Origin of the sequence: Roseivivax halodurans JCM 10272 (assembly GCF_000521785.1) — a bacterium.
Taxonomy (GTDB): domain Bacteria; phylum Pseudomonadota; class Alphaproteobacteria; order Rhodobacterales; family Rhodobacteraceae; genus Roseivivax; species Roseivivax halodurans.
Map to the genome: position 1 here is coordinate 1 of NZ_JALZ01000030.1, position 14,448 is coordinate 14,448.

Here is a 14,448-nt window from a genome sequence, read left to right on the forward strand (position 1 = left end):
AGTCATGCGTTTGCCTGCCTTTTCCCTGCCGTTCTGTTCGGCGCCAACGGCCGCTTCGCGACCGGGTCCTCGACTACACGCCGTGAACTAGAACGAAAAGCGGGGGGGAATATCGTTTGCGCACAGCAGCTTCTGCCGGCTTCCTGCAGTCACTACCGCAGGCGGCGAGATTGGTCTCGACCGAGCCCTTCGGCCCCGTTGCCCAAGGGGCGCAAATTCACGACGCAGTTATTCCTTCACGCAAGTTGAACTGGATCCTCAGCACTGGAAGTTTTATGTAGAAACATAACTACATTGGAGGGTGTGATGACCATCACCACCGTTTCGAGCAGAGAGTTCAACCAAGACGCCAGCCGGGCCAAGCGTGCGGCTGAGCATGGCCCGGTCTTCATTACCGATCGGGGCCGGCCGGCCCATGTTTTGCTTAGCATCGAGGCCTACCGGAAGCTCACCGGGACCTCTAGAAATCTGGCGGAAATTTTGACCATGCCAGGCTTGTCCGAAATCGAGTTCGATCCCCCCCCGTAGCGAAATCGCAAGCCGGGCAGCCAATCTCGAGTGACGTATCTACTCGATACCAATATCATCTCCGAGCTCCGCAAGGTCGGAGATGGTCGTGCCGATCCAAACGTCACGCGCTGGATCGGCCACCAAGACGCCGGCAGTCTCTACATCTCTGCGCTGACCGTGATGGAGCTCGAGATTGGCGTTCTGCGCATCGAGCGTCGAGACACGGGGCAGGGCGCGCGACTGCGATCCTGGCTTGAGGAGCGCGTCTTGCCAGAGTTCGCAAATCGGACCTTGCCGATCGATAGCGCCGTCGCCAGACGCTGCGCGAGACTTCATGTTCCGGACCAAAAATCAGACCGCGACGCACTGATTGCCGCGACAGCATTGGTCCATGGGATGCATGTGGTGACGAGAAATGCTCGAGACTTCTCTGCGACCCATGTTTCACTGGTCGATCCTTGGATAGCTACCTGAGGCCTCGAAGCTGGGGAGAACATTTCTCAGAAACGCCAGGCCTATTTTGCAAAGCAGTATTGTGAGCTTGGACCGGTCGACATCGTCGATCCCCGGTCGGAAGAAATTGGGGCAGCGCTTGCAGAGGGTCGCTCGGCCGAGGCAATCGTCAGTGACCTGAGCCGGCTCTCCTATCCGAACTCTAGTAGTGATATCGGAGCTGGGCAATTTCGAGACGCTGGTCATCACCTTTACCGGCCACGCGATAGACCATCCTGTGCTCGTCGGTGATGCGCCGAGACCACCAGCCGGAGAACTCTCCTTTGAGCGGTTCGGGCTTGCCGGTGCCTTTGAAAAAGCTCCGGCTGGTCACCTTGATCAGCTCGTTCACCCGATCCAGTGTCTTACCGCCATCGCTGTGCTCCTGCCAATGCAGGTAATCTTCCCAAGCTTGATCCGAGAAGACGAGTTTCACAGATCGAGTTCACGCTCCAAGCCACCGTCGGCATCGAGTTGCGCTATGGAAGCCCGCAGGCGACGTGCGTTTTCCGGACTTTGCACCAGGCGCAGGGTTTCGTTGATCGAATTGTACTCATCCAGCGACATCATGACGACAGCTTCGCTGTTTTTACGTGTAATAACAATGGTTTCGCGGTCATTAATCGCCATATCCATCGCCGACTTCATACCTTTACGGGCGTTGGTGTAGGTCATGACTTGCATGTTCGCCTCGCTCAGAACTGTGAGATCCAGATGCATTATCTAGTACATAATTCTGTACATTTCAATGCGTCGCAACCCGTGTCCACAGCGGACCAAAAACCGGCCACTTGGCGGCGCAATACCAGGCCAATGGCGGGGAGCTACGCGTCATGGCGCGCGCGCCCAGATAGCTGGTGCGTGCCATGGCGCATGGCCCACAGGGCCGATCTTGCGGCGGATGATCAGGTTGGGGCTTCGGCCTGTCGGGCGCGGATCTGGGCAAGTCTGTAGCTCTCACCATTCATCTCGATGATGTTGACGTGATGGGTCAGCCGGTCGAGGAGAGCGCCGAGCGGTCATTCAAGCGAGGCCCCGCGAAGGACCGTAGAGAGCCTTGACTACTCGATGCCGAGCAAGGTGGTGAAACCCGTTTCTTGGTCCTCGTGCGGCAACATATCGACGCCGATGCGGGATCTCGCGCTCCTGACCCTTCGGTATTGGGACTGACCCGCTACCTCGCCTCCGGATCCGGGCCAGATCATTGAGGTTCGGAAAGACTCGCGGCGGAACTCTGCAGAGGCACGATCCAGGAATCGCTGGAGAACCGCGCGACCTCGACCGACGTCAGGTCGATCGCAGGATCGATGAAGTTCTGGAGGGGACGGCCGTTCAGGGATTTTCGGATCTCGGCGCGCACGGAGACGTCGGAATATCCGGCCTCCTGCCATCTTTCGGCAAGCTCACCGGCGAAGTGATGCACCATGTCCGCGCGCACCATCATTTTCCTCGCCTGTCGCGGACTAAGATAGGTCTCGGGATCGATGTACCAGTGTTGGCCGTCCGCCGTCACGATGAACCGGCCGTCCGCTTGCCGGTCATAGATCCGCATCCGCCACGAGAAGCGATGACCGTCTCCGGCCCAGCGGACTTCCGAGGCAAAGGCCAGAGAACGCAACGGCAGCGCGATCTGCACCGCGATCCACGCAGACATGGCCAGAAGGGTCACCCTTGGCAGGCGGCGAGTGGTCCTGCCAAGGGTGTCCGCTGGCGCAGGCAGCGTCTCGAACCATCCGAGGCACCACCGTGCCAGCCGATGCGGCCAGTCCGGGGCGAAGAAAATCGTCGTGGCCGCGAAGGTGAGCCAGGGGAAGATGCCAATGTTGAAGAGCCCAGCATTCGCCGCGTGGAACAACGCATAGACGCAAAAGGCAGCAAGCCTTGTGCGGCGCCACAACAGAAGCGGAGCGCCGACGAGATGCAGAGCCACCGTACCCCATGTTCCGGCAAGGATCAGCCAGTCATGGACGAAGAGCGCGCCCAGAGGGTGGCTGTCAGCCTGCGCCCGGAGCCACAATCCCAGCGGCTGACCGGCGAGCCAGTCGGAAGTGAGCTTCACCAGACCAGCGAAGACCAGCACGATCTCCATCTGCGCGCGGAGCACGAAGACGGCGGCATAGGGGACGCCGCTTGCAGTCGAACGCCGGAAGAGCCGGGCATCCAGCGAGAAGGCGCGGTGCGCCGGCAGCACGCACATCAGCAGCAGAAACAGCAGGACAAGGTAGAAGTGGTTGAGATATTCCGCCTTATCGAGAAGGAAGAAATAGCCGAACGTCACCGTGAGGACCACGATCGAGATCCGGTAGAACAGCCCCAGCATGACGCAGAAGGCCGAGCCACCCACCAGAAGCCAGGCGAGGTGGATCCAGGGTTCGGGCAGCGGGGTGATCCAGCCGAAACCTTCGTAGGTGAAGTGGATCTCCGGCGCGACCCAGTAGCGCCAGACGCGGTCGTACTTGACGAAACGCCAGCAATCCCAGACCAGAAGCGCCCCGAGCGCGATGCGAAAGGCGGCCAGCGACAGGGCGGAGACGGGCTGCGACAGTGTCACATGCGCTCTTCGTACCGAGGCGCGGATCATGTCGGACCTCATGCTCTCCTCCTCTACATGACTCATGGGATTAACGGCAAAGCCCCGGCGTTATTCCTGTGAAAGTCGGCGCGAAGGAGCGAAGAATGCAGCCCGGCAATCAAGCCTCGGTGATGGAGATCGTCTATGACGGCGAATGTCCCTTCTGCGCCTCCTGGGTGCGGATGGTCCGGCTGCGCGAGAGAGTGGGGGCGGTCGAGCTCGTCGATGCTCGATCCGGCGATCCACGCCCCGCCATGCTGGCCGAGGCAGGCTACGATCTCGATCGGGGCATGATCGTGCGTTGGCGGGGCCAAGTGTTCCACGGCGATGCGGCGCTGCATCTCATGGCGGTCCAGTCCGGCCCCGGCGGCGTGGCAAACAGCCTTCAGCGCCGTGTCTTCTCATCGCCGCGGATCGCGGCGGCGGTCTATCCCTGGCTCGTTCGGGGCCGGTGGCTCGCATTGCGCATGATGGGGCGGGGGCCGATCAAGGTGCAGAGGGAAAAGTCCCTTCCGAAGGAATAGGGAGAAGCGTGTCCCGTAGTCCTTTCACGACCCGCAGGGCGGACCAGTTCAGAAAAGGACCAGAGACCATGAAACGGACCCTCATTCTCGTGGCCGCGGCCGCAGCATTGTCGGCCGGCTGCTCGACAACATCCCTCGCGGACGATGATGACGGTTTCCGCCACCGTCCCGGCACCTTCGGCATAGAGACCACCCATGGCCGGCAAGATCTTGGGCTCTACCGCATCAACGATGACGACGACGATGGGGGCTGGCGGACCCGCGCCACGCTCCGCGGCCAGGGCTGGCGCGACGACGACGACCGCCGAGGCCATCGGGGGCGTTGGCACAATGACGACGACGACGATGATGATCGCCGCGGTCGCCGGGACGACGACGATGACTGACACGGGACGCGCCGAGCGCAGCTTATCCCTCGCGGCGACCGCAGGCATGGCCAAAAGAACAATCATCCCCCGGCTCGGCCCGATCTCTTCGCTTTTCGAGGCGAGGCTCGACCGCGACCGTGCGGATTTCTCCGAGGATGCTGGACCGAACCGGCACGGGGTATCGGGCGCCGGTGAAAACCGACGCGGAGAACGCCGTGGGCCGGAGGCGTCGACCGGCACGGAAGATCGCGAGCAGTGACGCCAGCGACCCGCCCGCTCCCGCATCCGGGGGCGGGCGCATCCCTTCGAGGGCTGACCGACGGGTGCGGGCGCCGTTCTTTCGGAGCGAGGCCCACCCACCGGTCGATCGCTCCTCGCGACACGGCCGGAGCTGGGAGGGCCGCTCTGGCCTCTCGGTCAAGAATGGCCCCCTCACGCCACGCGACCGGCTCACTGATCCGGCCACACCAAAAGGCGTGAGGCAAAGGATCGCTAGTGGTTTGCGCCCCGAGTCCACCCTTACCCGCCCGGTTCCGACAGAGCCGCGGCCTCTGCCTCTGCGTCCAGCGGAGCTCCGGCGCCGATGCCCGCGAGATAGGCGTCGAGGGCATCGAGCGAGGATGCCGGCGCATAGCCTTCGACGGTGCCGCCAGTTACCGCGGCGAACCGCACCTCCCAAGAGCCCCCGCCGTGACAGGCAACGGAGACATAGGTCTGCGCCTCCGTCGCGATCTCGAATTCCCGGCAGAACGCGCCCGAGGCATCGCGAAACGACGAGACCAAGGTGACATCGCCAACCTCCGTGGTGCCGCTCTCGCCGCTCCGAAGCCTGGAGAGCGGATAGGTCAGGCCAGCGCGCTCGACCCATGCGGAATCGAACGCATTCAATGCGCCCTCTTCACCGGTCGGCGCGATGATCCAGCCCGTGCCCAGCCCCACGGCCAGGGCGAGACTGGCTACAATCGCGGCAGGCCATGCGACAGACCTCGACCTTCCCTCCCGCGGCCGGCCGCCCCAGGCGACGACGTTTCCAGCCGCCTCGTTTGGCGGCTCTCTGTCGATCGTCGCGCGAACGCGTGCCATCAGGGCGTCGGGCACCGGGTCCGCCCGCTCTGCTTCGGCGGTCCGATCGAGCACCTCCCTTGTGCTGCGGAAGAGGGCGATCCGAGACGCCACGCGCTCGTCGCACCGGGCCGCCTCCACGACCCGCCGGGCGGTTGCGTCGTCCAGCGCGCCGTCGGCAAACGCCATCAAGGTCTCGTCGGTGAATGTCGCCCCGGCCATTCGGTTGCTCCTTGTCTGGATCGTCTACGTCCGCGTTATCGGTTTAGTCCGAGCTTTTCAGCCAGCGCCACGCGGCCCCGGGCCAGGCGGCTCATCACCGTCCCCTTGGGGATCTCCAGAACCTCAGCGGCTTCGGCATAGCTCAGCTCTTCGAAGCAGACGAGGCGGATGACCTCTCTCTGATCCGCAGGCAGTGTGGCCAGTGCGGCCTCGGTTTCGCGCAAGGCCAGAGATGCCTCGCTGGCGCGGGATCCGTCGTAGATCGCCGCCTCGGGCATCTCGTGCACGTCGACTTCGGTGCCCCGCGTGATCTGCCGGCGGGTCATGTCGATCCAGGCATTGCGCAGGATGCGGAAAAGCCAAGGTCTCACTGCGGTCGCCGGATCATATCCCCGCCGGCCCGCCATCGCCCTCTCGGCGGTGATCTGGACCAGATCGTCCGCAACGTCGCCCCGGCGGCAGAGGGACAGGGCATAGCGGCGCAGCGCCGGAACCGCCTCGATCAGGTCAGTCTCGAAACGATCCGTCATCCGGTTCAGGCTCTTTTCCGTACCAGCCGCGGGCTTACTGCGGAATAATGCCCGGAATCGCACGTATTCCCCGAGACATTCCGGAGAAGAACGGAAAAGCCATGACAAACAGGCCTCGAGGCGATGGGTTCAGTTGGCGCCGCAAGACCATGGTGGCGTTGGTCTTGGCCCTCCTCGTGCCGGCTCCGGCGGCTGTCCTGCTGCTGGGATCGGCGACCATCGTGCTTGCCGATGACGACGATGATGACGGCCGGGATGACGATGACGACGATGGCGGAGATGATGACGATGATGACGGACCCATACGGGTTCGCCGTGCGCCGGTGCCGGTCGCGCCCGCGCCACCACCGCCCGTCTTCGCGCCCGACGAGATCGTGGCGCTGTCCCTCAGTGATGAGGATCTGGCCACGCTCGTGGCGCAAGGTTTTGCGGTAATCGAGGAGATTTCGCTCACCGAGTTCGGAGAAACCTCGCGCCGGTTGCGCATCCCCGGGGGCACGACGCTGATTGCGGCGCGCGACATCGTGCAGGCGCTTGCGTCGGGCGAGGCCGCCGACTTCAACCATTACTACCGCTCCGAGCAAGGCTTCGACGGCTGCTCGGGGGCCAGTTGCCCGGCCCGTCGGTCGATCGCCTGGCCGGTCCAGTCCGTGCGGGACACCTCCTGTGGACGCAGCGCAACCATCGGTATGATCGATACCGGCATCAACGGAGATCATGAGACCTTCGCTGGGGCTGCGCTCGATTTGCGACGGATGTCTCCCGAGAGCTTCGATCCCTCCGGCGCCGTCCATGGCACGGCGGTCGCGGCGCTGCTCGTGGGCGACCCCGCGACGCGTGCAGCCGGCCTCGTGCCGGGCGCGCGGCTGGTGGCTATAGACGCGTTCCACCGCCGGGGATCGGACGAGCGGGCCGACATCTTCACCCTGATCGAGGCGCTCGACACCTTGGCGACCGAAGAGGTGGGCGTCATCAATCTCAGCCTCGCGGGACCCCCGAATGCCGTTCTTGAAGCGGTCGTGGAGCGTCTCGTGCGCGATAGGAACATCGTCGTCGTGTCCGCCGTGGGCAACGGAGGACCTGCCTCCGAGCCAGCTTATCCCGCCGCTTATGCCCCGGTGATCGCAGTGACCGCCGTCGACCGGGCGGGCGAGGTCTACCGCCGTGCGGTCCGGGGCGATCACGTGGACCTGGCCGCGCCCGGCGTGGATGTCTGGACCGCCGCCTCGATCAGCGGTGCACGCCAGAAGACCGGCACCTCCTTCGCGGTACCATTCGTCTCCGCCGCAGCGGCAATCCTTCGCGAGGCGCATCCCGATCTTCCCGCAATCGAGGTTGCCGCCCGGCTCCGCGATCTTGCGCGCGATCTCGGCGAACCCGGTCCCGACGCCATTTTCGGCGCGGGTCTCGTCGGTCTCGGGGCGCTCTGCGACGGGGCACGGGATGGTTGAAACCAGCTTGGCCTATCCAATGCTGTAGCCCGCCCCGCGCTTGGTCTTGATGAGCTGCTTGGTCTCTCCCTCGTCCACCTTCTTGCGCAGGTAGCGCACGTAGACATCGACGACCTTGGTGCCGGGATCGAAGCCGTATCCCCAATTGTTGTTCAGGATCTGTGTCCGGCTGAGGACGGTCCCGGCATTCTCCATCAGGTAGCGCAAAAGCGCGTATTCCTTGCGCGTCAAGCTGATCTCGCGGCTCCCGCGCCGCACCTCGCGTGACCGCAGATCGAGCGTGAGGTCCTCCACGCGCAGCACCGGCTCGAGGCTCTCGGGTGTGCCGCGACGCAGCAGGGCCTCGACCCGCGCGACGAATTCGTCGAACGAGAACGGCTTTGTCACGTAGTCGTCCGCCCCCGCATAGAGCCCGCCGATCTTGTCGGCGACCGCGTCCTTGGCCGTCAGCATCAGGACGCGGCAGGTATGGTTCTCGGTGCGGAGCTGTCGGCAGATCTCGACACCGTCCATGTCCGGCAGCATCCGGTCGAGAATGACCAGCGCGTATTCAGTGGACCGCGCCATCGTGAGGCCATCGAGCGCCTTTTCAGCGATGTCGATGACGTGCCCCTCGGAGGCCAGACCCCGGGAGACGAAGCTGGCGATGCGCGGATCGTCTTCAACGAGTAGAATTTTTGCCATGTACCCTCACGCGATCAAGGGAAAACGAAGGGTCACGATCGTCTCGTGGTCCGCGCTCTTGAGACAGATGCCGCCGCTGTGGGTGTCGGCGATCCATTTGGCAATCGGCAGTCCGAGGCCGCTGCCGACGGCAATCCTTTTCTCGGTCTGGTGACCGCGGTAGAAGCGGTGGAAGACGAAGGGCAGGTCGCTGGCGGGTATTTCAGGACCAGAGTTTTGGACGCTGACCACGGCATCCGGGCGGGCACAGCTTAGGGTGATGTTCACCGAAGCCCCTCGGTCCGAATATTTGACGGCATTGTCGAGGACGATCAGGAACGCCTGGATGAGGCGTTCGGCGTCACCCTCCACTTCGCAGGGTGTCTCATCGATTTCGGCATGAAGCAGCACGCCGGCCTCGGCGGCCAGAACGCGGGCTTCTGCGAGCGCGACGTCGAGCACATCCTGGAGGACAAGCGGCTCCATCTCGAACCGGATCGCGCCCACTTCGGCCCGCGACAGGAACAAGAGGTCCTCGATCAGTCGGCCCATCTGCTGAGTCAGCACGACGATGCGGCCCAGCGTCTCGCGGTATTCCTCGACCGGCTTATCGCCACGCAACACGATCTCGGCTTCTCCGCGCAGCACGGTCAGCGGCGTCCGCAGCTCGTGACCGATATCGGCCAGGAACAGCATTCGCATCTCGTCGAGCTTTTTCAGCCGGCCGTTCGCATCCTCGAGCTGGCTCGTCCGTCGGCCGATCTCGGTCTCCAGTCCCGACTGGACCTCGAGAAGCTGCCGGCGCTGTGCCTCGAGCTGCGCGGCGGTGACGTTGAACTGGTCCGCCAGATCGGAGAATTCGTCCTTCTGGTCGTAGGATATGCGATATGCCAGATCGCCGTCACCGATCGCCTGCGCTCCCGAGATCAGGGCCCGGATCGGTCGGGTCAGCGTCCGCGCCAGTATCGCACCAGCGATCAGCGAAACGGCCAGAGCGGCCAGGCAGATCACGATGACCAGAAGCGTCAGTTGCTGCTCAAGTCGGTTGGTCTGCGTCTGGATGAGATTGAGCTCTCTGGTCTCGCCTTCGATCGCGGCCGAAATGTACTTCTCGAGCTCCTCGTCCATTCGGTCCTCGATCTCGTCGCGAAAGAGCTCCACGGCTTCCTCCTGACGGCCGGCATCACGCAGGAACATCAGCCGCTGCGCCGTCAGGTCGATCGACTCGTAGAGCTCACGCATCGCCTCCACGCGCACCAGTTCCTCACGCTCTGCCTCCTTTTCCGTTGCCGAGCGCACGAAGCCGATTTCCTCCTCGATCAGGTCGGTCAGACGGTCGAGGCTGTCTTCGAGGCTGCCGCGGGCCACGTAGAAATCATCCAGTTCCGTCCGTCCGAGCAGGAGCATCTCCGCGATGTTTTCCGAGTAGCGGTTCATGTGCGCTGACAGGCGGATCACGGTGTCCATCTGCGCCCGCGCCAGTCGGCTGCGATCGAAATAATAGTCTATGCGTTCGATCGCGAAATACGTCGCCCCCGCCGTACTAAGCAACATGAAGGCCACGACCGCCTGGAAGGCGATGATCTTGGCCAGTATGCTCATCCATCACGCCCTCTCTGCGTTCGTCCGACGCAATCTTGCCCTTGCGGAACGTTATGACCCTCTCGGACGCCATGATCGTTTCTGGACGATGCGCCACGACGATGCGGGTCGGCGACAGCTTTTTCAGCGAGTCGTTCACTTCCCTCTCGCGCGCCATGTCGAGATGGCTCGTCGCCTCGTCGAGCAACAGAAGTCCCGGTGCACGGTAGAGCGCACGGGCCAGCAGGATGCGCTGCTTCTGGCCGCCCGACAGCACCGTGCCCATATCGCCGATCAGCGTGCCGTAACCCATGGGCATGGCGGCGATGTCGTCGTGCACGGCTGCGTGCCGGGCGCAGTCCTCGATCCGGGCGGGATCGGCTCCCGAGGCGAAGAAGGCGATGTTGTCTGCGATGGAGCCGGCGAAAAGGCTGTCATCCTGCATCACGACGCCGATCCTTGCCCGCCAGGTCTGTGGATCCAGGCGTGCCAGCGGTTCGCCATCGACCAGGATGGTGCCGGATGTGGGCTCCAGAAGTCCCGCTATCAGCTTCAGGAGCGTGGTCTTACCGCAACCGGACGGCCCCGCGAACGCAACGGACTCGCCCGGCGCGATCCGGAAGTCGAGCCCGTCCAGCACCAGCGGATCGTTCGGTCCGTAGCGGAACGACACGTCCCGGACCTCTATCCCGATCGGCGTCTGCCGTGCCGCCGCGGGGCGCGGATCGCCGGCGGGTTCGGGCGCGGTCAGCGCGATATCCGCGAGCCGTTCGGCATGCAGGCTCAGCATCCGCAACTCCACGAAGGTGTCGATCAACCCGCTGACGCGTCGCACGAACAGGTCCTTGTAGGCGATGAAGGCGATCAGCAGACCGACCGAGAAGACGTTCTGGAAGATCATCCGCGCCGCGAGATAGACGACGAGAATCCCCAGGAACCCGAGCAGAAGCCCGTTCGCCGTGCGGAAGACCAGGTTCAGCCGCTGCGTGATGAGCTGGCGGTTGGTGGTCTCGACCAGCAGGTTCAGCCAGTGCGCCCTCCGGTCCTGCTGCCCGTTGAAAAGCTTGATCGTCTTGACGCCGCGCATCGTCTCGAGAAAATGGCTGTCGCGCCGCGCCGCCCAGATGATCGCCTCCGCAGAGGCCTGCCGAAGTGGCATGTAGAACGACCAGCGCAGCAGGGCGTAGAGGGCCGCGCCGACCAGCGCCACGGTCGCGAGCGTCGGTGCCAGGACGAACATGACGATCAACGTGACAACGCACATGAGCCCGTCGAGGATGGCGACCACCAGGTCGGTGGTCAGGGTCTGCAGGATCGTGTCTTGGCTGTCGAAGCGCGACATCACGTCGGCCACGTGGCGCGTTTCGAAATAGGTCGCCGGTAGCGCGATCAGGTGCGAGAAGAGGTTGGTGCGCGCCTGCACCTTCAGGGACGCCCCGAGCGTGATCAGCATCCAGCTCCTCAGCACGCCGATTGCCGTCTGCAGGAGCAGCAACAGGCCGAAGGCGATCGCCAGCGTCAGAAGCAGGCCCCGGTCGGCCGAGACGATGGCCTGATCGACCGTCAGGCCCAGGAAGAGCGGCGCGAGGAGCGCGAAGATCTCCAGCGCGAAGGCCAGCAGCAGAAGCTGCGCCAGCGACCGGCGCATTCCCGTGATCCGGCCCAGAAGCGCACGGATGCGAATGCGCGGCGGGGCCGCCGCCGGCTCGAAGCCGCCGGTCGGCGTGAGTTCCAGGGCCACGCCCGAGAAGTGGCGGGACAGGTCGGCCATCGACAGGCGGCGCACGCCCTCGGCCGGATCGTGGATCGTCACGCCGCCGCGCCGCACCGCCTTGAGAACGATAAAATGGCTCAGGTCCCAGTGCAGGATGCAGGGCAGCCGCAGCAGCCGTAATTCATCGACCTCGAGGCGGACCGGACGCGACGCGAGACCGATCCGGTCAGCGACCGCGATCACGTCCTTGAGGGTCGCTCCCTTCAGCGAGAACCCGTGCCGGCGCCGCAAGGCACCGGGATCGGAATGCTGACCGTGAAAGCCCGCGATCATCGACAGGCAGGCAAGGCCGCATTCCGCGGCTTCCGCCTGCAGCGTCACCGGCAGTCGACGGCCCCAGCCGAACTGCAACCCTTCCACTCTCACGCCTCGGTCCGCCCGGTCAGCGAATGGAGCGGATCGAGGATCCACTGATAAAGGCGGCGGGTCTCGATCAGAATATCGGCACTCAGGGTCATGCCCGGTTGGAGCGGGGCCTCTGTTCCGTAGGCGGTCGCGTTCTGCGCGGCGATGCGGACGGTGACGCGATAGACCGGCTCCGCCCGGTCGGTCGCCGGGGCCGTGGCCCCAGCGGTGTCGAGCTCGTCCTGCCTGATCGTGGACCGGGAGACCGAGGCCACGGTGCCCTCGTAGAGCCCGAATTTCTGATAGGGATAGGCGTCATAGCGGATGCGGACCTCCTGGCCGGGACGCACGAAGCCGATCGCGCTACTGGGGCCATAGAGCCTTGCTTCGAGCAGCGCGCCCTGCGGCACCAGGGTCATCAGGGGCAGGTCGGGGCCCGCTCCGCCACCAGCGGAGGCGCGCACGGCCGTCACCGTGCCGGCATGCGGCGCCGCGATGACGATCTCGCGGGCGGCTTCGGCTTCGGCGATGTCCTGATCCAGCGCTGCCACAGCGCGGTCGATCTCTGAGAGTTGCAGCGCAGCACGGACCGGGGCCTCCTCCCGCGCAGCCTCGATCTCGAACCGCTCGCGCGCGAGCGTGCCGCGCTGGCGCTCCAGGATCTGCAAGGCCAGCGCCTGGTCGAGCGCCTCCTCCTCGGCGGCCCGCAAGGCCTCCGCCGTGATGAGATCGCGTTGCCTCAGATCACGCTGCCGCTCCTGCGTCTGCCGGGCCAGATCAAGCCGGGCGCGCTGCAGACCGAACTCGGCCTCAAGATCTTCGGCTGCCGCGTCCAAAGCTGCCAGACGTCTCTCCTGGGCCCCATCCTGACTGTCGAAAAGGGCGCGATAGCGGTCCCTCTCCGCCAGAAGGGCGTCACGTCGGACGCGCAGCGCGCGCACGACCTCACCTTGGGTGGCGCCCATCGTCTCGCTCTGGCGTTCGATGGACAAGACCGCCAGCGTCGCGCCGCGCTCGACCTCGAGCCCCTCGCTCGCCGCGACCTGGGTCAGGACCCCGGCTTGCGGCGCCATCACCTGGATCAGGCCGCCCTCGGGAGCGAGCGAGCCCTGGAGCCGCGCCTTTCGGGTGTATTCGCCGAACGTGACAAGCCCGATCACTCCGGCGACCAGAAGTGTCGCCGTGCCGGTTAGCAGCGCATGCGACAGCCGCGGGGCCAGCAACACATTCCCAAGCCAGCGGTCCTGCTGCTCGGCCACGGCTTCGGGCCGGAAGAGGGATGTGTCCCGGGCCTGCGCCTCGGTGGCGGGCCCGTCGCTCATGCCCCGCCCTCGTAGACGGTGTAGTCCCTGACCTCGAAGCTGACCTCGACGAGTTTCTTCGTCCGCCGTGTGCGCAGGAGTGTCCTGATGGCCGGGTCGAAGAAATCCTTCAGGATCGGCGGACGCGGGGACCGGAAATAAAATGTCGGATCGTCCACGACCGGTTGCGCGGCCGAAACCTCAAGCTCGTCCCGCCGGGTCACTGTCTGGATGACGCAAGGGACATGGGTGACACCGGCCATGCGCATCGCGACGGCGCGATGATAGCCGTTGTGGAGCACCATCCTGTCTTCTGAACGGATGAGTGTCAGGAAGTTCGAGCCGTAGCCCACAAACAGCCCGACGGCGCCCGAGACCGGCGCGAAGGACTCGCGCCCCGTGACCTGATCGGCACGCAACATGGCCGTTTCGTGGAACCTCAGATCGTTCGAGTCCGAGGAGAACACGAAGCGCTGATTGCCTAGCCGCATGATCTCGACGGGCGGGTCGCGGCGCTCGAACGGCTGGCAGAAGCGGAACAGATCCTTAGGGTCGGGGCGCGGATCGAGCTTCGCCGCCAACGCCTCGACAAAAGGCAGCGTCACACGCCGCTGCGACACGACGATCTTGTCAAGCTCGACCATGCCGAAGGTCGTGGGCATCCGGTCGAACGTGTTGCGGAAGTGCTCGCGCTCCGACAGGTCCTCGGCCAGCGACGCAAGCTCGGCGGGCAATTCCAGGCAGTCGATCTCGTCGGCGATGCCCGCCTCGGTCGTCTCCAGTTCGGCATAATGGTCGTTGGCCTCCCGCCAGGCATCCACCAGGAGCCGGCGGTCGAGGCGGTCCCCCCCGTCGACGGCCTTCCTGACATGGTCGAGAAAGTCGGCGAGGGTTGGCTGGCCCAGAAGCCATAACTCATCCTGGGTGTCGGCATCGTCCCTACCGGCAACGCGGCACAGTTCCGCCTCCAGTCCGACTTCGCTTTCGAAGGGCATGTCTTGCGCTCCTGCAGGGTGTCGCGCGTCCCGAAGACCTGTTGCCGGAACGCGCAGT

The 14,448-nt window shown here is 64.7% G+C and carries 16 protein-coding genes and 1 pseudogene; 6 read left to right on the top strand and 11 right to left on the bottom strand.

The window, feature by feature from the left end:
- The first annotated feature begins 306 nt into the window (after positions 1-306).
- Complete coding sequence (locus OCH239_RS17255) at positions 307-528, top strand: type II toxin-antitoxin system Phd/YefM family antitoxin (RefSeq protein ID WP_037265397.1); 222 nt, start codon at positions 307-309, stop codon at positions 526-528.
- 30 nt (positions 529-558) lie between these two features.
- Positions 559-984 (top strand): type II toxin-antitoxin system VapC family toxin, encoded by a 426-nt coding sequence (locus OCH239_RS22245; protein ID WP_084782585.1) that lies wholly within the window; start codon positions 559-561, stop codon positions 982-984.
- Between the two features lie 181 nt (positions 985-1,165).
- On the opposite strand, the gene OCH239_RS17265 is transcribed toward OCH239_RS22245, so the two are convergent.
- The 4 genes and pseudogenes from OCH239_RS17265 to OCH239_RS17275 all read right to left on the bottom strand — a co-directional run bounded on the left by OCH239_RS17265 (position 1,166) and on the right by OCH239_RS17275 (position 3,595).
- Entirely contained in the window at positions 1,166-1,438 is a 273-nt protein-coding gene (locus OCH239_RS17265) for a Txe/YoeB family addiction module toxin (protein ID WP_037265402.1), read from the bottom strand.
- Positions 1,435-1,677, bottom strand: coding sequence for a type II toxin-antitoxin system Phd/YefM family antitoxin (locus tag OCH239_RS17270; protein WP_244430385.1), 243 nt, complete (start codon positions 1,675-1,677; stop codon positions 1,435-1,437). The genes OCH239_RS17265 and OCH239_RS17270 overlap by 4 nt, the downstream gene beginning before the upstream one ends.
- 230 nt (positions 1,678-1,907) lie before the next feature.
- Positions 1,908-2,015, bottom strand: a pseudogene (locus tag OCH239_RS22250) (ATP-binding protein); the annotation flags it as partial.
- Between the two features lie 188 nt (positions 2,016-2,203).
- Positions 2,204-3,595: an HTTM domain-containing protein gene (locus OCH239_RS17275; RefSeq protein WP_037265405.1), complete on the bottom strand. Its 1,392-nt coding sequence runs from the start codon at positions 3,593-3,595 to the stop codon at positions 2,204-2,206.
- Positions 3,596-3,678: 83 nt separating this feature from the next.
- Here OCH239_RS17275 and OCH239_RS17280 point away from each other — a divergent pair, with 83 nt between their 5' ends.
- The 3 genes from OCH239_RS17280 (at position 3,679) to OCH239_RS17290 (ending at position 4,725) form a co-directional block, all read left to right on the top strand.
- On the top strand, positions 3,679-4,098 hold the full coding sequence (locus tag OCH239_RS17280) for a thiol-disulfide oxidoreductase DCC family protein (RefSeq protein ID WP_037265407.1): 420 nt from the start codon (positions 3,679-3,681) through the stop codon (positions 4,096-4,098).
- A 68-nt stretch (positions 4,099-4,166) separates the two neighbouring features.
- A complete protein-coding gene (locus OCH239_RS17285; RefSeq protein ID WP_037265410.1) occupies positions 4,167-4,484 on the top strand; it encodes a hypothetical protein in 318 nt (105 codons plus the stop codon).
- The gene (locus OCH239_RS17290) at positions 4,477-4,725 is read left to right on the top strand and encodes a hypothetical protein (RefSeq protein WP_157577930.1); all 249 of its coding nucleotides are present in this window, start codon (positions 4,477-4,479) and stop codon (positions 4,723-4,725) included. Before OCH239_RS17285 ends, OCH239_RS17290 begins: the two co-directional genes overlap by 8 nt.
- A 260-nt stretch (positions 4,726-4,985) precedes the next feature.
- Here OCH239_RS17290 and OCH239_RS21810 read toward each other — a convergent pair whose 3' ends face one another.
- On the bottom strand, positions 4,986-5,750 hold the full coding sequence (locus OCH239_RS21810) for an anti-sigma factor family protein (protein WP_051489566.1): 765 nt from the start codon (positions 5,748-5,750) through the stop codon (positions 4,986-4,988).
- A gap of 35 nt (positions 5,751-5,785) precedes the next feature.
- Positions 5,786-6,280, bottom strand: a complete 495-nt coding sequence (locus OCH239_RS17300; RefSeq protein WP_037265417.1) for an RNA polymerase sigma factor — start codon at positions 6,278-6,280, stop codon at positions 5,786-5,788.
- A 101-nt stretch (positions 6,281-6,381) separates the two neighbouring features.
- Between OCH239_RS17300 and OCH239_RS17305 the strand changes: the two genes are divergently transcribed.
- A complete protein-coding gene (locus OCH239_RS17305; protein ID WP_244430386.1) occupies positions 6,382-7,731 on the top strand; it encodes a S8 family serine peptidase in 1,350 nt (449 codons plus the stop codon).
- 12 nt (positions 7,732-7,743) lie between these two features.
- Here OCH239_RS17305 and OCH239_RS17310 read toward each other — a convergent pair whose 3' ends face one another.
- Genes OCH239_RS17310 through OCH239_RS17330 form a run of 5 tightly spaced genes read right to left on the bottom strand, consistent with a single transcriptional unit; the run spans position 7,744 to position 14,390 of the window.
- Positions 7,744-8,415 carry a response regulator transcription factor gene (locus tag OCH239_RS17310; protein ID WP_037265420.1) on the bottom strand — a complete coding sequence of 224 codons (672 nt, stop codon included), beginning with the start codon at positions 8,413-8,415 and terminating at the stop codon, positions 7,744-7,746.
- A 6-nt stretch (positions 8,416-8,421) separates the two neighbouring features.
- On the bottom strand, positions 8,422-9,996 hold the full coding sequence (locus tag OCH239_RS17315; protein ID WP_051489567.1) for a sensor histidine kinase: 1,575 nt from the start codon (positions 9,994-9,996) through the stop codon (positions 8,422-8,424).
- Complete coding sequence (locus OCH239_RS17320; RefSeq protein WP_211242018.1) at positions 9,938-12,109, bottom strand: peptidase domain-containing ABC transporter; 2,172 nt, start codon at positions 12,107-12,109, stop codon at positions 9,938-9,940. The genes OCH239_RS17315 and OCH239_RS17320 overlap by 59 nt, the downstream gene beginning before the upstream one ends.
- 2 nt (positions 12,110-12,111) lie before the next feature.
- Positions 12,112-13,416 carry an HlyD family secretion protein gene (locus OCH239_RS17325; protein WP_051489569.1) on the bottom strand — a complete coding sequence of 435 codons (1,305 nt, stop codon included), beginning with the start codon at positions 13,414-13,416 and terminating at the stop codon, positions 12,112-12,114.
- Complete coding sequence (locus OCH239_RS17330) at positions 13,413-14,390, bottom strand: hypothetical protein (RefSeq protein ID WP_051489570.1); 978 nt, start codon at positions 14,388-14,390, stop codon at positions 13,413-13,415. The genes OCH239_RS17325 and OCH239_RS17330 overlap by 4 nt, the downstream gene beginning before the upstream one ends.
- Positions 14,391-14,448: the final 58 nt, after the last annotated feature.